24 protein-coding genes are annotated in these 24861 nt (G+C 73.2%); 10 read left to right on the top strand and 14 right to left on the bottom strand.

Annotated features, from left to right (window positions below; translation table 11 throughout):
- The first annotated feature begins 72 nt into the window (after positions 1-72).
- From OHA55_RS24885 to OHA55_RS24865, 6 genes are all read left to right on the top strand, one after another.
- Positions 73-1716: an FAD-dependent monooxygenase gene (locus OHA55_RS24885; RefSeq protein WP_266709873.1), complete on the top strand. Its 1644-nt coding sequence runs from the start codon at positions 73-75 to the stop codon at positions 1714-1716.
- Between the two features lie 32 nt (positions 1717-1748).
- Entirely contained in the window at positions 1749-1838 is a 90-nt protein-coding gene (locus tag OHA55_RS36595) for a putative leader peptide (protein WP_328719044.1), read from the top strand.
- A gap of 151 nt (positions 1839-1989) precedes the next feature.
- A complete protein-coding gene (locus tag OHA55_RS24880; protein WP_266709872.1) occupies positions 1990-2613 on the top strand; it encodes a cysteine dioxygenase in 624 nt (207 codons plus the stop codon).
- A complete protein-coding gene (locus OHA55_RS24875) occupies positions 2610-3047 on the top strand; it encodes a rhodanese-like domain-containing protein (protein ID WP_266709871.1) in 438 nt (145 codons plus the stop codon). The genes OHA55_RS24880 and OHA55_RS24875 overlap by 4 nt, the downstream gene beginning before the upstream one ends.
- Before the next feature lie 199 nt (positions 3048-3246).
- Entirely contained in the window at positions 3247-3708 is a 462-nt protein-coding gene (locus OHA55_RS24870; protein WP_266709870.1) for a hypothetical protein, read from the top strand.
- A gap of 260 nt (positions 3709-3968) precedes the next feature.
- Positions 3969-4637 carry a hypothetical protein gene (locus tag OHA55_RS24865; RefSeq protein WP_266711125.1) on the top strand — a complete coding sequence of 223 codons (669 nt, stop codon included), beginning with the start codon at positions 3969-3971 and terminating at the stop codon, positions 4635-4637.
- A gap of 235 nt (positions 4638-4872) precedes the next feature.
- Here OHA55_RS24865 and recX read toward each other — a convergent pair whose 3' ends face one another.
- The 3 genes from recX to OHA55_RS24850 form a co-directional block, all read right to left on the bottom strand.
- The gene (gene recX, locus OHA55_RS24860) at positions 4873-5634 is read right to left on the bottom strand and encodes a recombination regulator RecX (RefSeq protein WP_266709869.1); all 762 of its coding nucleotides are present in this window, start codon (positions 5632-5634) and stop codon (positions 4873-4875) included.
- 4 nt (positions 5635-5638) lie between these two features.
- On the bottom strand, positions 5639-6778 hold the full coding sequence (gene recA / locus OHA55_RS24855) for a recombinase RecA (protein ID WP_266709868.1): 1140 nt from the start codon (positions 6776-6778) through the stop codon (positions 5639-5641).
- Between the two features lie 355 nt (positions 6779-7133).
- The gene (locus OHA55_RS24850) at positions 7134-7748 is read right to left on the bottom strand and encodes a TetR/AcrR family transcriptional regulator C-terminal domain-containing protein (RefSeq protein WP_266711123.1); all 615 of its coding nucleotides are present in this window, start codon (positions 7746-7748) and stop codon (positions 7134-7136) included.
- Between the two features lie 79 nt (positions 7749-7827).
- Between OHA55_RS24850 and OHA55_RS24845 the strand changes: the two genes are divergently transcribed.
- Positions 7828-9123 carry an FAD-dependent monooxygenase gene (locus OHA55_RS24845; protein ID WP_266709867.1) on the top strand — a complete coding sequence of 432 codons (1296 nt, stop codon included), beginning with the start codon at positions 7828-7830 and terminating at the stop codon, positions 9121-9123.
- Positions 9124-9317: 194 nt separating this feature from the next.
- Here OHA55_RS24845 and OHA55_RS24840 read toward each other — a convergent pair whose 3' ends face one another.
- Together OHA55_RS24840 and OHA55_RS24835 are read right to left on the bottom strand one after the other, a co-directional pair.
- The gene (locus OHA55_RS24840; RefSeq protein WP_266711121.1) at positions 9318-10538 is read right to left on the bottom strand and encodes an AI-2E family transporter; all 1221 of its coding nucleotides are present in this window, start codon (positions 10536-10538) and stop codon (positions 9318-9320) included.
- 245 nt (positions 10539-10783) lie between these two features.
- The gene (locus tag OHA55_RS24835) at positions 10784-10978 is read right to left on the bottom strand and encodes a DUF3046 domain-containing protein (RefSeq protein ID WP_266709866.1); all 195 of its coding nucleotides are present in this window, start codon (positions 10976-10978) and stop codon (positions 10784-10786) included.
- A 79-nt stretch (positions 10979-11057) separates the two neighbouring features.
- On the opposite strand from OHA55_RS24835, the gene OHA55_RS24830 reads away from it, so the two are divergent.
- Entirely contained in the window at positions 11058-11972 is a 915-nt protein-coding gene (locus tag OHA55_RS24830) for a hypothetical protein (protein WP_266709865.1), read from the top strand.
- A 14-nt stretch (positions 11973-11986) separates the two neighbouring features.
- Here the strand turns inward: OHA55_RS24830 and OHA55_RS24825 are convergent, their stop codons facing one another.
- The 3 genes from OHA55_RS24825 to OHA55_RS24815 are packed head-to-tail and all read right to left on the bottom strand — an operon-like array spanning position 11987 to position 14026.
- Complete coding sequence (locus OHA55_RS24825; protein WP_266709864.1) at positions 11987-12292, bottom strand: AzlD domain-containing protein; 306 nt, start codon at positions 12290-12292, stop codon at positions 11987-11989.
- Complete coding sequence (locus OHA55_RS24820; RefSeq protein WP_266709863.1) at positions 12289-13140, bottom strand: AzlC family ABC transporter permease; 852 nt, start codon at positions 13138-13140, stop codon at positions 12289-12291. Before OHA55_RS24820 ends, OHA55_RS24825 begins: the two co-directional genes overlap by 4 nt.
- Before the next feature lie 10 nt (positions 13141-13150).
- Entirely contained in the window at positions 13151-14026 is an 876-nt protein-coding gene (locus tag OHA55_RS24815) for an AraC family transcriptional regulator (RefSeq protein WP_266709862.1), read from the bottom strand.
- 68 nt (positions 14027-14094) lie between these two features.
- Here OHA55_RS24815 and OHA55_RS24810 point away from each other — a divergent pair, with 68 nt between their 5' ends.
- Both OHA55_RS24810 and OHA55_RS24805 read left to right on the top strand, forming a co-directional pair.
- Complete coding sequence (locus OHA55_RS24810) at positions 14095-18774, top strand: DEAD/DEAH box helicase (protein WP_266709861.1); 4680 nt, start codon at positions 14095-14097, stop codon at positions 18772-18774.
- A gap of 111 nt (positions 18775-18885) precedes the next feature.
- A complete protein-coding gene (locus OHA55_RS24805; RefSeq protein WP_266709860.1) occupies positions 18886-19689 on the top strand; it encodes an Fpg/Nei family DNA glycosylase in 804 nt (267 codons plus the stop codon).
- Between the two features lie 63 nt (positions 19690-19752).
- Here the strand turns inward: OHA55_RS24805 and OHA55_RS24800 are convergent, their stop codons facing one another.
- From OHA55_RS24800 to rimO, 6 genes are all read right to left on the bottom strand, one after another.
- The gene (locus OHA55_RS24800; protein ID WP_266709859.1) at positions 19753-20103 is read right to left on the bottom strand and encodes a hypothetical protein; all 351 of its coding nucleotides are present in this window, start codon (positions 20101-20103) and stop codon (positions 19753-19755) included.
- 465 nt (positions 20104-20568) lie between these two features.
- Positions 20569-21039: a Dps family protein gene (locus tag OHA55_RS24795; RefSeq protein WP_266709858.1), complete on the bottom strand. Its 471-nt coding sequence runs from the start codon at positions 21037-21039 to the stop codon at positions 20569-20571.
- A 287-nt stretch (positions 21040-21326) separates the two neighbouring features.
- A complete protein-coding gene (locus tag OHA55_RS24790; RefSeq protein WP_266709857.1) occupies positions 21327-21710 on the bottom strand; it encodes a helix-turn-helix domain-containing protein in 384 nt (127 codons plus the stop codon).
- Positions 21711-21819: 109 nt separating this feature from the next.
- Positions 21820-22329 (bottom strand): CinA family protein, encoded by a 510-nt coding sequence (locus OHA55_RS24785; protein WP_266709856.1) that lies wholly within the window; start codon positions 22327-22329, stop codon positions 21820-21822.
- Positions 22326-23198 carry a CDP-diacylglycerol--glycerol-3-phosphate 3-phosphatidyltransferase gene (pgsA, locus tag OHA55_RS24780; RefSeq protein ID WP_266709855.1) on the bottom strand — a complete coding sequence of 291 codons (873 nt, stop codon included), beginning with the start codon at positions 23196-23198 and terminating at the stop codon, positions 22326-22328. The genes OHA55_RS24785 and pgsA overlap by 4 nt, the downstream gene beginning before the upstream one ends.
- Positions 23195-24673, bottom strand: coding sequence for a 30S ribosomal protein S12 methylthiotransferase RimO (gene rimO, locus OHA55_RS24775; RefSeq protein ID WP_266709854.1), 1479 nt, complete (start codon positions 24671-24673; stop codon positions 23195-23197). The genes pgsA and rimO overlap by 4 nt, the downstream gene beginning before the upstream one ends.
- Between the last annotated feature and the right edge of the window lie 188 nt (positions 24674-24861).

Below are 24861 nucleotides of genomic sequence, written 5' to 3'. Positions count from 1 at the left end.
GATCACGCACCGGACTTCGACCGCTTCGACTGCCAGGTTCCGCACGACCGTTCGAGCCGGAGGGTACGCCTCGTGGACCCGGTGATCGTCGTCGGCGCCGGGCCCGTCGGCCTGACGCTCGCCCTCGCCCTGGCGGCGCACGGCGTTCCCTCCGTGCTCCTCGACGAGGGGCTCGGCAAGGACGAGCCGCGCCCCGCCCGCACGGTGGTGCTGCGCGAGGACACCGCGGGCCTGGTCATGCGTCTCGGCTGCGCGACTCCGGACCGCGCGGCGCTGAGCTGGTCCGGCTGGCGTTCGCTCCGCCGGAACCAGCTGGTCCGTGACGTGCCACTCGGCGAGGGACCGGAAAGCGGCTCGCCGCCCGCCCCCGTCCACCTGCCGCAGCACGCGCTCACCCGGGGCCTGCGGGCCGCCGTGGCCGCGCACGACTTGATCAGGCTGGTGCCGCTGAGCCGGGTCGACACCCTGGAGCAGGACGCCTCCGGGGTCACCGTGCACACCAAGGACCCCGACGCGACGTGGTGGCGGGGGAGTTACCTGGTCGGGTGCGACGGAGCCCGTTCCACCGTGCGCAAGCTCCTGGACATCAGGTTCCCGGGCCGGACCGCCGTGGAACGGCACGCCGTCGCCGCCCTGCGGGTGGAACTCCCTTGGCCCGGAGAGGCCGTGCTGCATCGTCAGCCGCCATGGCGGGCGGTGGGACCCGAAGTGACGGCCCGCCCCCTGCCGGGCGGGGTCTGGCGGCTCGACTGGCTGCTCCCGCCGAGCGGCGAACTGGTTACGCCCGAGGCGCTGATCGCCCGCATCCGGGAGACGCTGGCAGGCTGGTGCGGGGAGACCCCGCCGTACGAACTGCTGGACACCGGCGTCTACACGGTCCACCACCGGCTGGCACTGCGCTGGCGGGTGAAGCGGGCGTTCCTCGCCGGGGACGCCGCCCATCTGCTGGGCGCACTGGGCACCCAGGGCGTGGACGAGGGCCTGCGGGACGCCGAGAACCTCGCGTGGAAACTGGCCCACGCCTGGCACCACGGAGCCTCCGAACTGCTGCTCGACAGCTACCAGGCCGAGCGCCGGACCGCCGTCGCCGCCCGGCTGCGCGCTGCCGACCAGTCGCTGCCGATACTGCGCGGCGGCGGAGGACTGCGGACCCTGGTGGCGGGCGGCGCACGCGGGCACGACACGCTGCTCTTCGACGCACATCTCGGCTACGGCCCCCTCGGTGCGCCCCCCTCGTACGCGCACTCCCCCCTCGCACCACAGCACGCCCAGGCGCACATCGCGGTCGGTACGCCCCCCGGCGCGCCGGTCACCGAGGCGTGGGCGACCGCTCCGGACGGAACGTCCGTACGACTCCGGGCCCGGCTGGGGCGCGGCCGGTTCCTGGTGGTGCTGGTCGCCCCCGGCACGGGTGTCTGGGACCGGCGGCACTGGATGACGGCGGGCGTGATGCCCCGTCTCGCGGAGGCCGTGAACGCCCTTCCCGTGGAGAGCGAACTCCTCGTCACGGAGAGTTATCCGGGCGCGGCGGCCCACACGGTCCTGCTGATCAGGCCGGACGGACATCTGGTGGCCTCGTTCGCCGGGGTGCGGCCGGCGGAGCTCTTCGCCGCCGCGGACGCGGCGCGGGGAGGCCCGCCCGGCGCTTCCCGCGCGGACGACGACCCCGCCCCGCGCGCCTCCGCGCGCTCCGAAAGGGCCGCCACGGTCAATTGACCCGCGTGGACACGCGTGGTGTACTCCAGAACATGACCGACGACACCTGCGTACGCCTGTGGCGGAGGGTCCACATGGACCTCGTCCGCTACGCGGGCTGCGTGTGTCGCCCTTCCTGCTGACTCGCCTTCCCCGCCGTGCCGTGGTGCCGCCCGTGCACCGGTACGCGCCCTCACGCGAACTCTCAGGACGGTCATCGTGTCTGCCCTTCCCGCTTCTCCCGTGCCCGCGCCCTCCCTCGAGCCTCTGGCACCTTTCGCCACCGTCAATGACGTGTCCGTCAATGACGTGTCCGTCGAGGCCGTACCCGCCGGGGCCGTACCCGCCGGGGCCGTACCCGCCGGGGCCGTACCCGCCGGGGCCGTACCCGCCGAGGCGGCACCGTCCGCCCGGACGGACCCGGCAGCTCCAACCGTGGCGGAGCTGCTCGCATTCGCCCGCCGGACCGCGGCCGACGCCGAGTTGATCGCCTCTCTGCCACTCGATCCGGAGGGCCGCACCTGGGTGCGGCTGGAGGGACCCGCGGGCAGCGAGGCCTGGCTGATCGGATGGCCGCCGGGTACCGGAACCGGCTGGCACGACCACGCGGACTCGGTCGGCGCGTTCCTGACCGCTTCCGGGACGCTGAAGGAGCACTCGCTGGCCGCCCGGCTGCCCACCGACGGGTGGAAGACGCTGGAGCTGACCGAAGACCTCGACCGGAGCCGAGAGTTGACGACGGGTCAGGGGCGGGCGTTCGGCCGGCACCACGTGCACGAGGTGCTGAACGAATCCACCACCGAGCACGCCGTCTCCGTACACGCCTACTACCCGCCGCTTCCCCGCATCCGCCGCTACAGCCGCACGGGAGCGGTGCTGCGGCTGGAGCAGACCGAGGTTCCGGAGGACTGGCAGTGAGCGAGCACCACACCGTCCGCACGACGGGTGGCGATCCCGCGTCCGGGCCTGTCGGCATCGATGAATTCCTCGACCGCGTGCGGGAAGGCTACGAGCGGGTCGGCCCGGAGGAAGCCGCCGCGGAGGCCGCCGAGGGCGCCCTGCTGGTCGACATCCGCTACGCCGCGCTGCGCGAGCGCGACGGCCTGATCCCGGGCGCGCTCGTCGTGGAACGCAACGAACTGGAGTGGCGGCTCGACCCATGGGGCAGCCACCGCGCGGCGCAGGCGGTCGGCCACGACCTGCGGATCGTGGTCGTCTGCAACGAGGGGTACGCCTCCAGTCTCGCGGTGGCCTCCCTGCACCGGCTGGGCCTGGCCCGCGCCACCGACCTGACCGGCGGCTTCCAGGCCTGGCGGGCGGCCGGGCTTCCAGTGGTGGCCGCTTCTCCGTGACGGCCTCCCGCTCGCCCGCCAGGACCGGTTCCTCGTGAACGCGTTCTCGCGGAGTTACCGCTACGTGGGGCCGCCCGGGCTGTTGGCACCGGCCCGGGCCGGTGGCGGTCCGTCCGGCGGGGGTCCAGCGGGAAGCGTTTCGTCCGGAGGCGGCCTGCCCGGAGGCGGCCTGCCCGGAGGCGGCCTGCCCGGAGGCGGCTTGTACCGCGGCTCCGGCCATCGGATCGCCTCGGCGGCCGCCTTCGGCGACTGGGTGACCCTGCGCCCGGCGTCGGAGCTGCGGGAGCCGTTCACCTTCGTCGTCGGCGGGGACGGCGCGCTGCGACTGGCCCCGCGCCGCAGTGAACACGTGGCCTGCGCCGGCGGGGAGGCCGTACTGAGTGCGGGCGAGATCGGCTTCGCCCGCGATGCGGGCGGGTGGACCGTGGACCACATCAGCAACCAGTCGACCGGCTACTGCCCCGATGTCAGCTCCTGGCCCGCCGTCGCACGGGCGCTGGACCGCGCGGAGCTCGCCCGGTCGGACGGTTTCACCCACGAGGTGATATTCCGTCGCTGTCCCGGCTGTCAGGAACACAACATCGTCCGCGAGAGCCACTTCGTCTGCGTCTTCTGTGACGGCGAGCTGCCGATGGTCTGGAACGTGGACCCTTCGGCCTGAGAGCGACCCGACGCCGGTGGGCCGCTCCCACGCACCGCTGCCGTCGGGTTCCCGACCCCGCCTCGGTGCGCCGCGCTCCGTCGCCTGCCCCGTTCCGAGGCACGCCCACCCCGCGCCGGCCCCGTTCGCAGGCACACCTTCCCCGGAGCTACCCGAACGGCCGCTCCCCGGTGGAGCGGTCCCGGCGCAGGCCGGACATTCGCCTCATGCACCACGAGGCCGATGTGTACGGAGATGGCGCGCTGATGGACATGGACTCCCTGGACTCCCCCGTCCTCACCCCGGACGGACTCGACCTCCAGGCGTCCCGCCTGCAGGAATCGGATGCCTGGCAGCGGATCGTGACCGGGTGGGCCCGCTCGGCCCCGGAACCCGTACGGCTCCGCCCCGCCGACACCGGTCCCGCCGCCCCCGTCGGAACGGGTCCCGCCGACACGCTCCCGGCTCGCTCGCCGGAACACTGGCGCGGGCTGCTCTCCGTTCCCGTCGACCAACTGATCGCGGACTCCCTGCGCTCGCTGCCCGCCGCCTCCCCCGCCGAGCGACGCCTGCCAGGACGGCTCGGCGCGATGCTGCCGGACCGGCTCCACTCCTGGCGGCGCATCGGCCGGAGCGACGTACGGCCCTCGGTCCACCTGGCCTACGCGCGGCAGATCCTGACGGAATGGGGCTGGCAGAACACGCCGTACCGGCTGCGCGACGCCCGCGGCGCCCGCTGCGTGTGCGGGGCCATGCTCACGGCGCACCGTCTCGGCTACGGCTCGGCCGAAACCGTGGACCGGGCCGGGGCGTGGATGATCACGGAGCTGCGCTCGCAGGGCTGGACCGATCTGATCGGCCCCTGGAACCGGGCCCCCGGCCGTACCGCCTCCGAGGCTCTCGCCCTGATCGACGCCACCATCCGACGCGCCTCTCTGGCCGGCCACTGAGCCGTCGCTCCCGAAGGCTGCTAGTGCCGCGTCAGCCAAGGTTTGCCCGCCAAGGAGCGGCGTCAGGTGCGTGCTCTCGGTGCGTCGGCCGGAAGCCCCCGTACTGGACGTACTCGGGCTTTCGGCCGGCGCGGCAAGAGTGCGTGCCGGGCGTCGCGACAGGGCAAACCCTGGCTGACGCGGCACTGGACACAGCCACCAACGATGCCACCAACGATCCGCCCCGCGAGGCAGGTCAGAACGGCTCGTCCAAGCCCTCGGTGTCTTCCCCCTCGGCCTCCAGCGCCTGACGCACCACGCGCAGCGCCATGCCTTCTCCGTATCCCTTGCGGGCGAGCATTCCCGCGAGGCGACGCAGGCGCTTGTCCCGGTCGAGACCTCGCGTGGAGCGGAGTTTTCGCTCGACCAGTTCGCGGGCGGTCTCCTCTTCCCGCTCGGGGTCGAGCTGCCCGACCGCCTCGTCGATCACCGCGGAGTCGACGCCCTTCGTGCGGAGCTCACGGGCGAGCGCCCGGCGGGCCAGACCCCGGCCGTGGTGCCTGGACTCCACCCAGGAGTCCGCGAACGCCGCGTCGTCGATCAGGCCCACGTCCTCGAAGCGGGAGAGCACCTCCTCTGCCGCCTCGTCGGGGATCTCCCTCTTGCGCAGAGCGTCCGCGAGCTGCTTGCGCGTCCGCGGGGTCCCGGTGAGCAGGCGCAGACAGATGTTGCGCGCCTGCTCGACCGGATCTCGCGGCTCCCCTTTCTCGGCCCTCGACGAGGAAGGGGAGCCGCTGCTTCTGGAACGGGAGCGACGGCTCGCCCCCTCGCCGAATCCCGCACCGCCGCCGAATCCCGTCCCCGGGCCCGCCCCCCGACGGGCTCCGGAACGAAATTCCGCTTCGGTCTCCGACTCCGGCCCGCTCTCCGGTCCGTCCGCGAAGCCGCCCGCCTGCCACGGGTGGGGCTCCGCGCCGAATCCGGGAGCCGGCTCGGACCATTCCGTACGCCGCGTCACGGGACTAGCTCTTGGCCGCCGCGGCGGTCTTGGCGGCCTTGGCCTTGGCCGCCGCAGCCGTGGTCGCCGGCTTCGCGGCGCTGTCGGCCGCCCCTGCGGTCGCGGCGTCCGCCGTGTCCGTACCGGCCGCCGGAGCGTCGCTCTCCGGGCGGACTCCGACGCCGAGCTTCTCCAGGATCTTCTTCTCGATCTCGTTGGCGAGGTCGGGGTTGTCCTTGAGGAAGTTGCGGGCGTTCTCCTTGCCCTGGCCGAGCTGGTCGCCCTCGTACGTGTACCAGGCGCCGGCCTTGCGGACGAAGCCGTGCTCCACGCCCATGTCGATCAGACCGCCCTCGCGGCTGATGCCCTGGCCGTAGAGGATGTCGAACTCGGCCTGCTTGAACGGCGGCGCGACCTTGTTCTTGACGACCTTGACGCGGGTACGGTTGCCGACCGCGTCGGTGCCGTCCTTGAGCGTCTCGATGCGGCGGATGTCCAGACGCACCGAGGCGTAGAACTTCAGCGCGCGGCCACCGGTCGTGGTCTCCGGCGAACCGAACATCACGCCGATCTTCTCGCGGAGCTGGTTGATGAAGATCGCGGTGGTCTTGGACTGGTTGAGCGCGCTGGTGATCTTGCGGAGCGCCTGGCTCATCAGACGGGCCTGGAGACCCACGTGGGAATCACCCATCTCGCCCTCGATCTCCGCACGGGGCACCAGGGCCGCCACGGAGTCGATGACGATCAGGTCGAGCGCGCCGGAGCGGACCAGCATGTCCACGATTTCCAGCGCCTGCTCGCCGTTGTCCGGCTGGGAGAGGATCAGGTTGTCGATGTCGACGCCGAGCTTCTTGGCGTACTCCGGGTCGAGCGCGTGCTCGGCGTCGATGAACGCCACCTGGCCGCCGAGCCGCTGCGCGTTGGCCACGGCGTGCAGGGTCAGGGTCGTCTTGCCGGAGGACTCCGGGCCGTACACCTCCACCACACGGCCGCGCGGCAGACCGCCGACGCCGAGGGCCACGTCGAGCGCGGTGGACCCGGTGGGGATCACCTCGATGGGCTCGTTCGGCCGCTCGCCGAGGCGCATGACCGCGCCCTTGCCGAATTGGCGCTCGATTTGTGCGAGAGCGGCGTCCAGCGCCTTCTCGCGGTCGTTACCTGCCATGGGTTCCACCCGATTTGCTTGAGTCGATCGCTTCACGTCAAAGACGCTAACCCCTGCCACTGACAATGGGCCTCGACGTCCTCCCGGCCTGTGGATAACTCCACGGCCGAGCCCGGGAAACCCGGACCCGGATGCCATGAGAATGGATGTTCGATTTTGGTGTCAAGCGCACCACGCCGCCTGCCCGCCCACGGCCGGGGAAGGCCTCGCACCCCCGAATACCGCCACACCCATGGTGCACACCGGGACCTTCCGGGCGCCGGAGGACCGTGACCGAAGTCATGGAGCAGCCCGGGCGGAAGCACCGGCCGCGCGGCGCCCCCGCGCGGCCGGTGGGGGCGACCCGACCCGCGCCCTACTCCGCCGTGCGGCGCGAGAGGCCGTCGAGGATGAGGGCGAGCCCGGCCTCGAAGGCCGACTCGTGACCGATCTCGGGCACGTCGGCCGGAAGCCCCGCACCCTCCCCGGAAGCACCGGAAGCACCGGAGGCACCGGAAGGACCGGCCACATCGGTAGCGCCGGCGGCACTGTCCGCCTGCTCCTCCAGCACACTGCCGACCGTGAAGCGGCTCGCGGCCAGCATCGCCATCTGCGCGTCCCGCTCCGGGACGCCCGAAGCCGTCAGGAAGTCCATCTTGCGGCGAATCCGGTCGAGGTCACCGACGGGGGTGCTGCCCGCATGCAGCCGCGCCCCGTCGCGGCGCGCCAGCAGGGCACGCCGGAAGCTGCGCGTGTTGTCGAGGAACCAGGCCCGCCAGTCGTCCCCGCGCTCGGGCAGCGGAGCAGTCGCGTGGGGCGCCATGGCGGCCGCCGCCATGGCGTCGAGGAGTTCTCGCTTGGTGCGGAAGTGCCAGTAGAGCGAGGGCTGCTCGACGCCCAGCCGCTTCGCCAGCCGCCGGGTACTGACAGCGTCCAGTCCGACTTCGTCGAGCAGACCGAGCGCCTCGGCGACCACGGTCTCGCGGTTCATCTTTGTCACGTTGACAATCTATCGCCGATAGATGACTCTGGCGAAGAACCATTCACTGATAGATTTTGAGGTATCGGCCATGACCGTGACGTCCATGGAGCGCGGATCGGGGGCACGGGTCCTGCGGATCCTGGTCGCCGGTGGCGGGGTCGCGGGGCAGGCGGTCGCCTACTGGCTCGCCCGGGGCGGCCACCGGGTGACCGTCGCCGAACGCTTCCCGGCCCTGCGGTCCACCGGCGCCCAGGTGGACCTCCGCGGCCAGGGCATCGAGGCGATCGAGCGGATGGGGCTCCTCGACGCGGTCCGCGCCGAGTTGGTGGACGAGCCGGGGGTCGCCTTCGTGGACTCCCGCGGCCGGGCCAGGGCGACGATCATGGCCAACACCTCCGGCCGGGGCCGGCAGACCCTGACGTCCGAGTACGAGATCATGCGCGGGGATCTGGTGCGCATACTCGCCGACGCGGCGAAAGGCGGCGTGCGTCAGGTCTTCGGCCTGAGCGTGGACGGCTTCGAGCAGGACGAGCACAAGGTCGTCGCGCGGTTCTCCGACGGATCGACCGGAGAGTTCGACCTCCTGGTCGGCGCGGACGGGCAGGGCTCACGCATCCGGCGGGCGATCCTCCCGGAAGGCTCCGACCCGTACTGGCGGGTCGGCATCCACATGGCCTACTGGTTCGTCCCCCGCATCGCCTCCGACAGCGACGTCCGGGACACCTACATGGTCCCGGGCGGCCGCCAGATCATGCGCCGCAGTCACAACCCGACCGAGACGCAGGTGTACTTCGTGCTCCGGGAGGAGTCCGAGGAGGCATCGGCGGTCCACCGGGAGCCCGTCGAGCGCCGGCAGGATTTCTGGGCCGACAGATTCCGCGACGCGGGATGGCAGACGGAACGTTTCGTCGCGGGCATGAAGGAGAGCCCCTTCTTCTACTCCCAGGAGATCCTCCAGGTACGCACCGGCACCTGGTCCGAGGGCCGCGTGGTGCTGGCCGGCGACGCCGCGCACTGTGCCTCCCCGTACAGCGGCATGGGCGTCTCCGGCGGTCTGGTCGGCGCCTACGTCCTGGCCGGCGAGATCAACCGGCACCCGGACGACCTGCCGACCGCGCTGGCGAACTACGACACCGTGCTGCGGCCCTTCGTCGACGAGATCCAGGCCGAGGTGAACCCTCGCGTCCTGCGCGTAGGCCTGCCGACGACCCGGCGGGCGATCGACGCCTTCCTGTCCGCCACCGCTCTGGCCTGCAAGCTGCACGTCCCCGGCCTGGTCGCCCGGTGGTCGAAGGAGGACCGCGGCGGCGGCTGGCAGCTCCCACAGAGCCCGGTACCGCGGAACACTGCCGCGGAGGCGGGTACCGAGGCCCGGGGCCGGTAGGGGCAAGGCGCGTCGGCGGTGGCCGGCGCATGCGATCGCGGGCAAAAGCTCCACCGGGCGCGGTCCGCCGGCCGCCGTGCCGGGCGGTGGCCGGCGGACCGCCGCGAATCCAGCCGTCCCCTCCCGCCGGATCAGTCTTCGACGCGGATCAGGAAGGGGCTTTCCCGGTCACGGTCTCCCGCACGTGTCCCCGGCTACCGCTGGTCCGGGCCCCCGTGCCCCGTACCGCCGCCCTCGCCGGAGCCGCCCGTACCGCCGGAGCCGCGCGGTTCGTCCGCTCGCTCGCCGTCGCCGGCGTGCGGGCCGTGCCCCCGTGTCAGGCGGCGTACCCGTGACCAGACCGGTTCCGCGCGCTGCCGGCTGCTGCCGCCGCCCACCCGGGGGTCGTCGGTGACCGCGTACCGCTTCACGTACGCACCGAGGAACGCCTGGAGCGTGGCCACCGCCGGGATCGCGATCAGCGCGCCGACCGCGCCGAGCAGGGCCGTACCGGCGATCACCGACCCGAAGGCCACCGCGGGGTGGATGTCGACGGTCTTCGAGGTCAGCTTGGGCTGGAGCACGTAGTTCTCGAACTGCTGGTAGATCACGACGAAGCCGAGCACCCAGAGCGCGTACCAGGGGTCGACGGTGAACGCGATCAGCATCGGCAGGGCGCCCGCGAGGTACGTGCCGATGGTCGGGATGAACTGGGAGACCAGGCCGACCCAGACGGCGAGCGCCGGTGCGTAGGGCACTCCGAGCACGACGAGCAGGATGTAGTGCGCGATGCCGGAGATGAGCGCCATCAGCCCGCGCGAGTAGAGGTACCCGCCGGTCTTGTCGACCGCGATCTCCCAGGCGCGCAGCACCTCGGCCTGGCGCGAGGGCGGCAGTACGGAGCAGAGCGCGCGGCGCAGCCGGGGTCCGTCGGCGGCGAAGTAGAAGGAGAACAGGAAGATCGTCAGCAGCCGGAAGAGGCCCCCGAGCACGGTGGTGGAGACGTCGAGCACGCCGGTCGCGCTGTTCTGCACGTACCTCTGGAGCCAGTCCGAGTGCAGCAGGCTGTCCTGGACGTCGACCCGGGAGAGTTCCGTGTGGAACGTCTGGTTGACCCACTTGATCACCGAATCGAGGTACTTCGGGAACTCGTCGAACATGTCCACGATCTGTCCGGCGAGCATCGAGCCCAGCAGGACGATGAACCCGATGCTCAGGATGAACACGACGGTGAAGACGAGGAAGGTCGCCAGGCCCCGCCGCATGCCCCGTCCGGCCATGCGGCCGACCGCGGGCTCTATGGCCAGCGCGAGGAAGAAGGCGATGAGGATGTTGATGAGCAGGCCGATGAGCTGGTCGAACGCCCAGCTGCCGAGGCGGAAGCAGGCGTAGAGCGCCAGCGCCATGACCACGGCGCGCGGCAGCCACTGGGGCATGCGCGCGGGTCCGCCGTCCACCGGGGGCTCCGGCGGTACGGCCGGGGGAACGGGAGGCGCGGCGGAGCGCTGAGGGTTCTGCACGGTCTGGTCTGTCGGGGCCACGCCCACCAGTCTCGCCTACGGGTGGGACACCCCCTGCCCCGGGCGTCCCCGGCGCTCCCGACCGGTGCGACCGGAGTGACCCTTGCGACCACAGCGACCCGTGGGACCGCCGCGCCGAGCGGCAGCGGCCCCCGGTCGGCTCAGCGCCGCTCGGCGGGGACGCCCATCGCCGTGCAGACGGCACGCCAGACGTCCTTCGTCTCCCACCCCGCGTCGAGTGCCTGATGGACCGTGAGACCGCCCAGCTCGGCCATGACATGGTCACGCGCGAAGGAGTCCGCGTATCCGGCACCGAAGTGGTCGGCCATCCGCTCCCAGAAAATCGTCAACCGCATGACTCCAGTATCCCGCTCCTGAGGGTGCGGTCCCGCCGCCGGAGACCTCTCCCGGCGCTTTGCGCTCTACGGTCGGTCCATGCCCGGAACCGCAGCACGTCCCCTCGCCCGCGCCGAGCAGTTCATCTGGCTCACGGCCCGCGTACTCGAACAGCGGAGATTCGCCCACGACTTTCTCGACGGAGACGCGGACGCGGTCGAGACCGCGCTCGCCGCCTATCTCAACAGGGACGGCGGTTACGGCCACGCCCTCGAACCCGACCTGCGCGGCCCGGTGAGCCAGCCCCTGCACACCGCGCACGCGCTGAGCGTCCTGGACTCCGTCGGCCTCTGCCACGGCCCCCGGGTCGACCGGATCTGCCGCTATCTGACGGCCGTCTCCACCGAGGAGGGGGCGCTGCCCGCGCTCCGCCCCACCCAGCGCGGATACCCCGCCGCGCCCTTCATCCCGATCGTCGACGATCCCCCCGCCGAGCTGCTGACCACGGGGCCGGTCGTCGGTCTGCTGCACCGCAACCAGGTCTGGCACGCGTGGTTGTTCCGGGCGACGGACTTCTGCTGGTCGGCGGTGGAGTCGCTGACCGTCTCGCATCCGTACGAGATCGAGGCGGCGGTCGCCTTCCTGGACGGCGCTCCGGACCAGGAGCGGGCGCGGGCGGCGGCGGAACGGCTCGGCCGGCTGGTGCGGGACCAGCGCCTCGCGGTACTGGACCCCCGGCGGCGCGAGGAGTACCCGCTGGCCCCGGGATACGCGCCCGGTGAGTACCACTTCCCGTACGACTACGCCCGTACGCCCGCCTCGCTGGCCTGCGGCTGGTTCACCGAGGAGGAGCTGTCGGACTCCCTCGACCACCTCGCGGCCGAGCAGCGGGAGGACGGCGGCTGGCCGCTCACCTGGCGGCGGTGGGCTCCCGGTACGGCTCTGGAGGGGCGCCCCCTCGTCACCCTGCGGGCCCTCCAGATCCTGCGGGCGCACGGCCGTGACCTGGGGTGACGGCCGTGCGCCCCCTACCCGAGCGCCCGCACCCCGGCGGTGACGACGACGGCCGCGGCCACGACGACCAGGAACGGGGCGCGCAGGACGAGGGCGAGCGCCGCAGCCCCGAGCCCGGCCGCGCGGGCGTCGAGGAGGAGGCGGGCGCCGTCGCCGAACGTCTGCTGCGCGGTGAGCGCGGCGAGCAGGGCCACCGGGAGCAGCGCCGCCAGCCGCTGGACGAGCGGCCGTTCCAGGACACCGGCGGGGACGAGGAGCCCGAGGAGCTTGGCGAGGTAGCAGCCCGCCGCGGTGAGCGCGACGGCGATCCAGACGTTCATCGGTCCGCTCCCGGGGAGGTGGTGGTGTCGGCGTCCACGGGGCCGGGCCTGGCGCGCCCCTTCAGGAAGAGCACGGCCGGGGCGGAGAGCCCGGCGAGCAGGACCGGCACCCCCGCGGGCAGGACGGGCAGCAGGCCGAGGGCGAGGACGACGGCGAGCGCCGCGGTGACGCGTTCCGTGGTGCTGGTCAGCATCGGCGCGAGCAGTGCCAGGAACACCGCGGGCCCGGCGGCGTCCAGCCCCCAGGCGTCGGTGTCGCCGAGCCGCTGGGCGCCGAGCGCCCCCGCGAGCGTGGTGAGGTTCCAGAGCACGTAGAGCGAGGCGCCGGTGACGGTGAACCCGAGGCGGGCGGCCCGGCGGGTGGGCTGGGCCAGCGTGACGGCGGTGCTCTCGTCGATCACCCAGTGCGCGGCGAGCGGGCGCAGCGCGCGGGGCAGGGAGAGCAGCTGGGAGAGGCGGAGCCCGTAGAAGGCGTTGCGTACGCCGAGGAAGAAGGCCCCGGCCGCCGCGGTGTACGGGTTGCCGCCGGCCGCGAGGGCTCCGACGAGGGCGAACTGCGAGGCGCCGGTGAAGACCAGGAGGCTGAGCGCGCAGGTCTGGAGCAGGGTGAGTCCGGAGCCGGCGGAGGTGACTCCGAAGGCGAATCCGGAGAGTCCGACGGCCACGCCGACACCGAGCGCGTCCCGGACCACGGCCGCGTCGGTCTTCGTCGCACCGTTCCCGTTCGTCGCGCCGGTCTTCGCACCGGTCTTCGCACCGGTCTTCGCACCGGGGCCGTCGGGTAGGTCCGAGGGCCCGGTTCCGCCGTCCGGGCCGGCGGTTATGAGGGGTGTCGTCTGTTCTGCCACGTCCGCGAACCTACCGGCGCGGGTCGGCCCCGGTCTTGTACGTTCTTGCGCGTTCGCGCTGGTAGGCGCCGGGTGGCACGCCCACGATCCGGGTGAAGTGCCGGTTGAGGTGGGGCTGGTCGGTGAAGCCCACCGAGGCCGCCGCGGTGGCGGGAGCCACCCCCGCGTCGAGCAGCTCGCGCGCCCGCCGCACCCGGGCGTTGGTGAGCCAGGCGTGCGGGGGCATTCCGTACCGCTTCTTGAAGGCGCGCAGCAGCGCGAAGGGGGTGGCGCCGACCTCGGCCGCGAGCGCTTCCAGGGTGGGCGGACCGCTCAGCCGGTCCTCCAGTACGGCCCGGGCGAGACCCGCCGCGCGGGCGCCGGCGGTGAGCGAGGGGGCGGGCGACAGCAGGCCGCCGTGGCGGCGGAGCAGGCGGGCGAGCACGACCCGCAGCAGGGTGTCGGCCGCGAGGGCGTCGCCCTGTTCGGCGGCCCGGTGCACCTCGTGGATCAGCCGGCCCGCCTCGGGGTCGGCGGTGCAGGAGGTGTCGAAGCCGACCGTGCCCCGCAGGTTCGTGACCTCGGCCGCCACGGCGTGCACGGCCCGGGCGGACGGGTAGAGGGTGGCGTACGCCCAGCCTTCCGGAACCCCGGCGCGAGCGGTGTGCGGGACCTCGGGGTTGATCATCACCACGGTGCCGGGTCCGGCGTGCAGGGTGCCGCCGGGCAGCCCGACGTCCTCGACGCCCCGGGTGACCGCCCCGAGGACGTACCCCTCGTGGCTGTGGCGGGAGAAGGCGTGGCGGACGTAATGGGCCCGGAGCAGGTCGATGCCGGGCAGGGCGGCGTACTGCCAGTGCCGCGCCCATTCCCCCGTCGCTCCGTCGCGCTCCCCGCCTGCCGCCATACCGGGATTCTCGCAGGTCCGACCGTGTTCACCGGCCGATGTCAGTGGCCGGGTGCACGATGGTGGGCATGGTCGGCTCTGCCCTGGATTCCTTCTCGCCCGCGACCCGCAGCTGGTTCGCGGGTGCCTTCCACGCGCCCACTGCGGCGCAGGAGGGCGCCTGGTCGGCGATCGCGGAGGGATCGGACGTGCTGGTCGTGGCGCCGACCGGCTCCGGCAAGACGCTGGCCGCCTTCCTGGCGTCCCTCGACCAGCTGGCCGCCGTACCGCCCCCCGCCGAGGCGAAGAAGCGCTGCCGGGTGCTGTACATCTCCCCGCTGAAGGCCCTCGCCGTGGACGTGGAGCGCAACCTCCGCTCGCCGCTGACCGGCATCCGTCAGGAATCCGTGCGGCTGGGGCTGCCGGAGCCGGAGGTCCGGGTGGGCATCCGGTCCGGTGACACGCCTCCGGCCGAGCGCCGGAGCATGGTGACGAAGCCCCCGGACATCCTGATCACGACCCCCGAGTCGCTCTTCCTGATGCTGACCTCCTCGGCGCGGGACGCCCTCGCCGGGGTGGAGACGGTGATCCTGGACGAGGTGCACGCCGTCGCCGGCACGAAACGCGGCGCCCACCTCGCGCTGAGCCTGGAGCGGCTCGACGAGCTGCTGCCGCGCCCCGCCCGCCGGATCGGGCTGTCCGCCACGGTCCGGCCGGTCGACGAGGTGGCCCGGTTCCTGTCGCCGCAGCGCCGGGTGGAGATCGTGCAGCCCGCCTCGGCCAAGGAGTTCGACCTCTCCGTCGTCGTACCGGTGGAGGACCTCGGCGAGCTGGGCGGTTCACCGGCCCCCGACAGCGGTTCCGACCAGTCCGACAAGCCGTCGATCTGGCCGCAGGTGGAGGAGCGGATCGCCGACCTCGTGCAGGCGCACCGCTCGACGATCGTCTTCGCCAACTCCCGCCGCCTCGCCGAGCGGCTCTGCAACCGGCTCAACGAGATCGCGTACGAACGCGCCACCGGCGAGGCCATGCCGGAGGCGCACTCCCCCGCCGAGCTCATGGCGCAGTCGGGCGGGGCGAAGGGCGCGCCCGCCCTGCTGGCCCGCGCCCACCACGGCTCGGTCTCCAAGGAGCAGCGGGCCCAGGTGGAGGAGGACCTCAAGGCGGGCCGGCTGCCCGCCGTCGTCGCCACCTCCAGCCTGGAGCTCGGTATCGACATGGGCGCCGTGGACCTGGTGATCCAGGTCGAGTCGCCGCCCTCGGTGGCCTCCGGCCTCCAGCGGGTGGGCCGGGCGGGCCACCAGGTGGGGGCCGTGTCGACGGGCGTGGTCTTCCCGAAGTACCGGGGCGACCTCGTGCAGGCGGCGGTGGTCACCGAGCGGATGCGCGAGGGGGCCATCGAGGCGCTGCGCGTCCCGTCGAACCCGCTGGACGTGCTGGCGCAGCAGTTGGTGGCGATCGTGGCGCTGGACACCCGGCAGGCGGACGACCTGCTGGCGCTGGTCCGCCGCGCCGCGCCGTTCGCCTCGCTGCCCGAGTCGGCGTTCACGGCGGTGCTCGACATGCTGGCGGGCCGTTATCCGTCCGACGCGTTCGCGGAGCTGCGCCCGCGCGTGGTCTGGGACCGGGTGGCGGGCACGGTGACCGGGCGCCCGGGGGCGCAGCGGCTCGCCGTCACCTCCGGCGGCACCATTCCGGACCGGGGGCTGTTCGGCGTCTTCCTCGCCGGGTCGGACCCCAAGAAGGGCGGCGGCCGGGTCGGCGAGCTGGACGAGGAGATGGTGTACGAGTCCCGGGTCGGGGACGTCTTCACCCTCGGCACCACGTCCTGGCGGATCGAGGACATCACCCGGGACCGGGTGCTGGTCTCGCCCGCCCCGGGGGTGCCGGGGCGGCTGCCGTTCTGGAAGGGCGACCAGCTGGGGCGCCCGCTGGAGCTGGGGCGTGCGCTGGGTGCGTTCCTGCGGGAGATCGGGGGGCTCTCCGAGGAGGACGCCCGGCTCCGGCTGCTCGCGGCCGGTCTGGACGCCTGGGCGGCCGGCAACATCCTTTCCTACCTCGACGAGCAGCGGCGGGCCTGCGGCCATGTCCCGGACGACCGCACGATCCTCGTCGAGCGTTTCCGGGACGAGCTGGGCGACTGGCGGGTGGTGGTGCACTCACCGTTCGGCGCCCAGGTGCACGCCCCGTGGGCGCTCGCCCTCTCCGCCCGCCTCGCCGAGCGGTACGGCATGGACGCGCAGGTCATGCACGCCGACGACGGCATCGTGCTGAGGCTGCCGGACGCGGACCTGATGAGCCTCGACCTGCTCGACTTCGACGCGCCTCGTGATTCCGGCGGCTCCGGCGGCGGCGGTACGGACACCGACCGGGGCCTCATGCTCCCGGACGCCGCCTACGACAGCGGGCAGGCACCGGTGGGCGCCGCCGACGTCGTCTTCGACAAGGGCGAGGTCCAGCAGATCGTCACCGACCAGGTCGGCGGATCCGCCCTGTTCGCCTCGCGCTTCCGGGAGTGCGCGGCGAGGGCACTGCTGCTGCCCCGGCGGAGCCCCGGAAAGCGCACCCCGCTGTGGCAGCAGCGCCAGCGCGCCGCCCAGCTGCTCCAGGTGGCCTCCGAGTTCGGGTCGTTCCCGATCGTCCTCGAAGCCGTCCGCGAGTGTCTCCAGGACGTGTTCGACGTACCCGGGCTGACCGAACTCATGGGAGACCTCGAAGCGCGCCGCATCCGGCTCGTGGAGGTCACCACCACCGAGCCCTCCCCCTTCGCCCGTTCCCTGCTCTTCGGTTACGTCGCACAGTTCCTGTACGAGGGCGACTCCCCGCTCGCCGAGCGGCGCGCCGCCGCCCTCTCCCTCGACTCGCACCTGCTGGCGGAACTGCTCGGCCAGGCGGAACTCCGCGAACTGCTCGACGCCGACGTGCTGACCGAACTGGAGCGGGAGCTCCAGTGGCTGACCGAGGAACGGCGGATCAAGGACGTCGAGGGCGTCGCCGACCTGCTGCGGGTCCTCGGCCCCCTCACCCCGGCGGAGCTGGCCGAGCGCGGCGCGGAGCCGTCCTGGGCCCCCGAGCTGGAGATGTCCCGCCGGGCCCTGCGGGTCCGGATCGCGGGCGCCGACCACTGGGCCGCCGTTGAGGACGCGGGCCGGCTGCGCGACGCGCTGGGCACCGCCCTCCCCGTCGGCGTGCCCGAGGCGTTCACCGAACCCGTGAAGGACCCGCTGGGCGACCTCCTCGCCCGGTACGCCCGCACGCACGGCCCGTTCACCTCGGCGCGGGCGGCGGAGCGCTTCGGGCTCGGCCCGGCGGTGACCGAGGGCGCCCTGCAGCGGCTGTCCGCCTCCGGGCGGGTCGTGCTCGGCGAATTCCATCCGGCGGGCATCGGACAGGAGTGGTGCGACGCCACCGTGCTGCGCCGACTGCGGCGCCGCTCGCTCGCGGCGCTCCGCCACGAGCTGGAGCCGGTGCCGCCCGCCGCCCTGGCGACCTTCCTGCCCCAGTGGCAGCACCTGGACGGCCACGGGCTGCGCGGCATCGACGGGCTGGCCCGCGCCATCGAGCAGTTGCAGGGCGCGCCGGTGCCCGCCTCCGCGCTGGAGCGGCTGATCCTGCCGAGCCGGGTCGCCGGGTACACCCCGGCCCTGCTGGACGAGCTGACCACGACCGGCGAGGTCGTCTGGGCCGGGGCGGGCGCCCTCCCGGGCAAGGACGGCTGGCTCTCCCTCTATCCGGCGGACAACGCCCCGCTCCTGCTGCCGCCGCCCCATCCGCTGGAGCTGACCGCGCTGCACGAGTCGGTCCTGACCGCGCTCCGGGGCGGGTACGGCCTCTTCTTCCGCCAGATCGCCGATCAGGTCCGCGCCACCACGCACCCGTCCGCCTCGGACGCCCAGCTGGCGGACGCCCTCTGGGACCTCGCCTGGTCGGGGCGGCTCACCAACGACACGCTGGCGCCGCTGCGCTCGCTCCTCGGGTCGGGGCGTACGGCCGGGGCGACCGCGCACCGGGCCCGGCGTTCGGTGCCGCGCGGCCGGTACGGCTCGCTGACCGCCTCCGCCCGCCCGGCCTCGCGGACGGGCCCGCCCACGGTCTCCGGCCGGTGGGCGCTGCTGCCCGCGAGCGAACCCGAACCCACCCACCGTGCCCACGCACTGGCCCGCACCCTGCTGGACCGGCACGGTGTGGTCACCCGGGGCGCGGTGCAGGCGGAGGGGGTGGAGGGCGGCTTCTCGGCGACGTACCGGATCCTCGCCGCCTTCGAGGACAACGGTCAGGCGAGGCGCGGTTACGTCGTGGAGGGGCTCGGGGCCGCACAGTTCGCGATGGACGGTGCGGTGGACCGGCTGCGGGCGGCGTCGACCGCCCGGGACCGCCGGGACCCGGGGATCGTGCCGCGCGCCGTGGTACTGGCGGCGGCCGACCCTGCCAACGCCTACGGCGCGGCGCTGCCCTGGCCGGAGTCCCCGGACGGTGCCGGTCACAAACCGGGCCGCAAGGCGGGCGCCCTGGTGGTCCTGGTCGACGGGGAGCTGACCTTGTACATGGAGCGCGGCGGCAAGTCCCTGCTGGCCTGGCCCTCCGACCCCGAGGACCCCGTGCTGCGCGCGGCGGCCGAGGCGCTCGCGGCCGCGGCGAAGGCCGGCGCGCTCGGCACGGTCACGGTGGAGCGCACCAACGGCGTGTCCTCGCTGACCTCGCCGGTGGGCCGCGTGCTGGAAGCGGCGGGGTTCCTGGCCACCCCGAAGGGGATGCGGCTGCGCGCCTGACCCGGTGGCCCCCACCCGTGGTCCGCTGCCCGCCGCGGCGCCCCGCCCGTGGTCCGCTGCCCGCCGCGGCGCCCCCCCGCGCGAGCCCGCGCGTCGGCGCATGATGGAGGCATGCCCGAAGGAGACACCGTCGCGCGGACGGCGAAGCATCTGCACGCCGCCCTCGCCGGAAGGGTGCTCACCCACGCCGATCTGCGGGTGCCGCGATTCGCCACCGCGGATCTGACCGGCCGCACCGTCCTCGACGTGACCCCGAGGGGCAAGCACCTCCTCACCCGGCTGGAGGGCGGCCTCACGCTCCACAGCCATCTGCGGATGGACGGCGCCTGGCGGATCTTCGCCCCCGGGGAGCGGTGGCGCGGCGGTCCGGCGTACGAGATCCGGGCGGTCCTCGGCAACACCGATCACACCGCGGTCGGCTACCGGCTCCCGGTACTGGAGCTTCTGCGCACCCCGGACGAGGAGAAGGTGGTCGGCCATCTGGGTCCCGACCTGCTGGGGCCCGACTGGGACGCGGACAGGGCCCTCGCGAACCTGCTGGCCGAGTCCGACCGTCCGCTCGGCGAGGCCCTGCTCGACCAGCGCAATCTGGCCGGTATCGGCAACGTCTACAAGTGCGAGCTCTGCTTCCTGGCCCGCGTCACCCCCTGGCTCCCGGTGGGCGAGCTGCCCGAGTCCCTCCTCCCCCGGCTGGTGGGCGCCGCAGCGCGGCTGCTGGACGCGAACCGCGACCGCACCACCCGCACCACCACAGGCCGCGTCGCGGCCCTCAGCCGCGCCCGTGAGCCGGTGTACGTCTACGGCCGTGCGGGCCGCCCCTGCCTCCGCTGCCGCACTCCCGTCCGCAAAGCGGACCAGGTCGACCGCCCCACGTACTGGTGTCCCCACTGCCAGTCGGGCCCCGCCCCGCACTGAACCGCCCTGCCCGATCGCGTCCGGCGGACGACTCACGCCGGCCCCGGCCCCACCTGCCCGGCCTCACCGGTCGGTGCGCCCCCGCCGGAGGCCCCGGTACCGTCGGAGCACGCGCAGCCCGATGCCCGGCCGTCCCCCGTTCCGTATGCCACGCTCCTGCCACCGGCGCGCGTACCGGAGGAACGGCCGGCCGGATATGGAGCCCTCGTACCGGGGGGTCCGGCCGCTCGTCCCGGCCGAGGTCACGTGGACCGGCAGCAGGCTCAGTCCCCAGCCGCCCGCCACCACCGCGCCCTCCAGTGCCCCGGACCGTCCCGGGACCAGAGCGAGCCGCAGCACGGCCCACCACCACAGCCCGCCGCACACCAGGAGGCCGGTGGATATCAGGACCGGCCGCACCCGTCTCCGTATCACTGCGGCCTCCTCCGGCCGATGTCCGGACCGTCGGATCGCGGCGCGGACGGGGCCCTCCTGCCCTGTCCGGCAGTCTGCCCCGGGACGGGCCGCACTGCATCCAGAGGCTGCACCGGGCCGGCTCGGCCCCCCGCCGCCTCCGTACGAGACCCGGTGCGGCGGCCCGCATCCGCGAGCGCCGGTGAGCCGCCCCGTCTGCCTTGCCCACCGGTGTACGGCGGGACGAAAGTGGTACGCCCGCCGCGGCTTCACCGAGATCGGCCGCAGCCATTCCTTCCTCGGCGGGTGACACGCCTACGGAGGCTGACGCGCACGGAGCGACCACCACCAGGAACACGCGCGCGTACGCCCGTCGGCCCCGCTCCGGACGATGATCCGGGTGCGGGGCCGACGGGCGTACCGAGGTCGTGGGGCCACTCACGGCCGGGGGCTGCGGCGCTCCGCGCCGCACGGCCGCACAGAGGCTCAGGCGCTCTCCGCCTGGAACATCCACGCGTGCTTCTCGAGGTCGGCTGCCACGGCGATCAGGATGTCCTGGCTCACCGGGTCGGGGTCGCCGGTGGCGTCGATGCGCTCACGCATCCGGCCGATCACGATCCCCAGCGCGTCCACCAGGACCTTCACCGCGTCGACATCCTTGATCCAGCCGTCCGGCACGACGTCGATCGCGGTCGTCCGGGCGATGGTCGCGGACCGTCCGTCCGGGTTGACGCCGATGGCCGAGGCACGCTCGGCCACCGTGTCGGAGTGCTGGCGCGCGGTGTCCACGACCTCGTCGAGCTGAAGGTGCACGGAGCGGAAGCGCGGGCCGACGACGTTCCAGTGGACCTGCTTCGCGGCCAGCGAGAGGTCGACCAGGTCGACCAGCGCACCTTGGAGCGCCTCGCCCACCGTCTTGAGGTCGGCATCGGAAAGCGGGCTCTTCACGACAGACATGCACTCTCTCCGTTCTGTCGGCGGTGGACCGGGCGTCGAAGCCCCTGTCCCGTCGCGCCGACGGTTTCGTCGGCTGGTTCGTCAGCCGCAGTCAGCACGCCATCCACGATGGCACAGAAGCTGACAAAGCGACCATCCGCAGCCTCGCTCTCCGTGTGCCCCGAGAACCGTCCCCCACACCCCGCAGTGCGTACACCCCGTACCCCGCACACCCCCGCGCACGAGCGAACCCCGGCCCGCCCTCGTGAGGGCCGACCGGGGTTCGCTGTCACACCGGACCGTACGGGTCAGGCGGCGACGACATCCACCGCTTCCGCGGGCGCCTTGATCGTCACCCGTCCCGCCGGTACACCCGCCACCGATGCCACGGAGACGGAGTTGAGCATGGGGCGCACCGGTACGTGGACCGGATCGGTGGCTGCCGCCGACTCGGCGAGTTCGGCGAGTGACAGCTCATCGCTCACTTCACGCATGAGCTCGGACATCCGTACGTCAAGCGCGTCGCAAATCGCGGAGAGCAGCTCGGAGGATGCCTCCTTCTGCCCCCGCTCCACCTCGGAGAGATAGCCGAGCGAGACCCGGGCGGACGAGGAGACTTCGCGCAGAGTACGGCCTTGGCGCTGGCGCTGCCGACGCAGCACGTCACCCAGCAGGCGACGGAGCAGAATCATCGGTGGCTCCCTCCTCGGACCGCGTAGCCGCATCCTTCACGCCCCACCGTACCGCTTAGCGCTGCGGCCGTGCGGGGAGTGATGTCGTGTTCTCTCAGGGCTGCAAACATCAATTCCCCCCGTTCTGTTCCGTATCCTGTGCCCGCGCATTTTCCGCGAGTTCGCCGGAGAGCAGCTCAAGGACGGCGAGCACGCTCTCTCTACGGATGTCCGCCCGCTCGCCGTTCAACCGCAGTGCCGCGACTTTACCGACCCCGAGCGGTCCCGCGACCGCGGCGAAGACGGTTCCCACCGGCTGACCGTCCTGGGGTTCGGGGCCGGCGACTCCGGTGGTGGCGATCCCCCAGTCGGCGCCGAGCGCCCGGCGCACGCCGGCGGCCATACCGCGCGCGACTTCGGCGTCCACCGCTCCGCGCTCCGCGAGCAAGGTCGGGTCGACCCCCAGCAGCTCGTGCTTGAGCGGGGTCGCGTAGGCGGTCACCGATCCGCGGAAGGAGCGGGAGGCTCCCGGCACGGCGGTGATCTCCGCCGCGACCAGGCCCCCGGTCAGCGACTCGGCCACGGCGAGGGTCTCCCCCCGCTCGGTCAGCTGCCGCAGCACCCGGGCCGCGACGGTCACCTCTCCGCCTCGGCGGGGTCGCCCACCGCGGCAGCGGGGAGCGAGTCCCCCTCGGCCCGCGCGGCGGCGCCGGGAAGGCTTTCGCCTCCGGCGGCAGCCGTACCGGGCATGGTGCTCGCCCCGGTGACCGCGACTCCGGCTCCCTCCGGCACCGCCGTGGGCGCGACCCTGACGACGTCCGCGTCCGGGTCGAGCGCGAGGGCGACGGCCTCCCGCGCCGCGACCCGCTCGGCGGCGAGCCCCTTGCGACGCGCCACGACCGCCTGGCGTACGTAGTCGAGTCCGGTGACCACCGTCAGCACGACGGCGACCATCATCACCCAGAAGCGGAAGGTGGCCAGGGGGCCGGTGAGCGCCAGGACGTACATCCCGACGGCCGTTCCCTGGGCCAGCGTCTTCATCTTGCCGCCCCGGCTGGCCGGGATCACCGCGTGCCGGATCACCCAGAACCGCATGAGCGTGATGCCCAGCTCACGGAAGAGGATCACTCCGGTGATCCACCACGGCAGGTCGCCCAGCCACGACAGGCAGATCAGCGCCGCCCCCATGATCGCCTTGTCGGCGATGGGGTCGGCGATCTTGCCGAAGTCGGTGACCAGGTTGTACGTCCGCGCGAGGTGGCCGTCGAACAGGTCGGTGATCATCGCGATGGCGAAGGCCGCCCACGCGACGGACCGCCAGGCGGGGTCGTACCCGCCGTCGGCCAGCAGCAGCAGCACGAAGCCGGGCACCAGGAGCAGCCGGATCATGGTGAGGATGTTCGCGATGTTCCACAGGCCGGCCTGGTTCACGGCCGCGGTGCCCAGCTTGCCGCCGCGGACCGGCGTCGCGCCGGAACCGCCTGTCGCGGATGCCGGGGCTTCCGTCATCTGGCCGCCTCCGAGAGTGCGAGATGTTCGGCCACCAGGTCGACTCCCTCGGTGCCCACTGCCTTCGCCTCGACCATAAGGCCGGGGGCGAGCCCTTCGCGTGTGGTGAAGACCACCTGGCCGTCCGTTTCCGGGGCCTGGTGGGCGGCGCGGCCGATCGCGACCTGACCGTCGTCCTCCGACTCCACGGACTCCACCAGCACCTGCAGGGTCTCGCCGACCCGTTCCTCGGCGCGCTGGGAGGTGAGTTCCTCGGCGAGCTGGGAGATGTGGGCGAGCCGCTCGGCGATGGTGTCGGCGTCGAGCTTGTTCTCGTAGCCGACCGCTTCGGTGCCCTCCTCGTCCGAGTAGCCGAAGACGCCGATGGCGTCGAGCCGGGCACCGGTGAGGAAACGCTCCAGCTCGGCGAGGTCGGCCTCGGTCTCGCCGGGGAACCCGACGATGAAGTTGGACCGGACGCCGGCCTGCGGGGCCTTGGAACGGATGGTGTCCAGGAGTTCCAGGAAGCGGTCGGTGTCGCCGAAGCGGCGCATGGCGCGCAGCACGCCGGGGGCGGAGTGCTGGAACGACAGGTCGAAGTACGGGGCGACCTTCGGCGTGGAGGTCAGGACGTCGATCAGGCCGGGGCGCATCTCGGCGGGCTGGAGATAGCTGACCCGGATGCGCTCGATGCCGTCGACGTCGGCGAGCTCGGGCAGCAGGGTCTCCAGCAGGCGGATGTCGCCGAGGTCCTTGCCGTACGAGGTGTTGTTCTCGGAGACCAGCATGACCTCCTTGACGCCCTGCTCGGCCAGCCAGCGCGTCTCGCCCAGCACGTCGGAGGGGCGGCGGGAGATGAAGGAGCCGCGGAAGGACGGGATGGCGCAGAAGGAGCACCGGCGGTCGCAGCCGGAGGCCAGCTTCACCGAGGCGACGGGGCTGGTGCCGAGCCGGCGGCGCAGCGGGGCGCGCGGTCCGGAGACCGGGGCGACGCCGTCCGGGAGGTCGGCGGGGGCCGGGGCGATCTCCTGCGCGTGCCCGGGCAGGGCCACCGCGGTGTCCTGCCGTTCGGCGGGGCTGATCGGGAGGAGCTTGCGCCGGTCGCGCGGGGTGTGCGAGGCGTGGATACCACCGTTGAGGATGGTCTGGAGGCGGTCGGAGATGTCGGCGTAGTCGTCGAATCCGAGGACTCCGTCCGCCTCCGGCAGGGCCTCGGCGAGGTCCTTGCCGTAGCGCTCGGCCATGCAGCCGACCGCGACGACGGCCTGGGTCCTGCCGTGATCCTTCAGATCGTTGGCTTCGAGGAGGGCATCGACGGAGTCCTTCTTGGCGGCTTCGACGAAGCCGCAGGTGTTGACGACGGCGACATCCGCGTCGGAGGCGTCCTCGACGAGCTCCCAGCCGTCCGCTGCCAAGCGGCCTGCAAGCTCCTCCGAGTCCACCTCGTTACGGGCGCAGCCAAGAGTGACGAGGGCGACGGTACGGCGTTCGGGCATGGAATCAAGACTACTTCGTCGTGGCGGGCCTCCCGCCGCGCAGGGTTGCCCGCTACCCGCAGTCACTGCCGTCCACCCGCAGAGACGACGGTCGCGTCACCGTCGGCCTCGGCGAGCGTCCGGGCTGCGGTGCGGGCACGGAACGCGACGAGCGCCCGGCAGCAGGGCCGGGCGCTCGTCGGTGATCG

The organism is Streptomyces sp. NBC_00102, from assembly GCF_026343115.1.
GTDB lineage: Bacteria > Actinomycetota > Actinomycetes > Streptomycetales > Streptomycetaceae > Streptomyces.
Note: the sequence above shows the minus strand (reverse complement) of the source record. Positions and strands in the feature narration are given on the sequence as shown.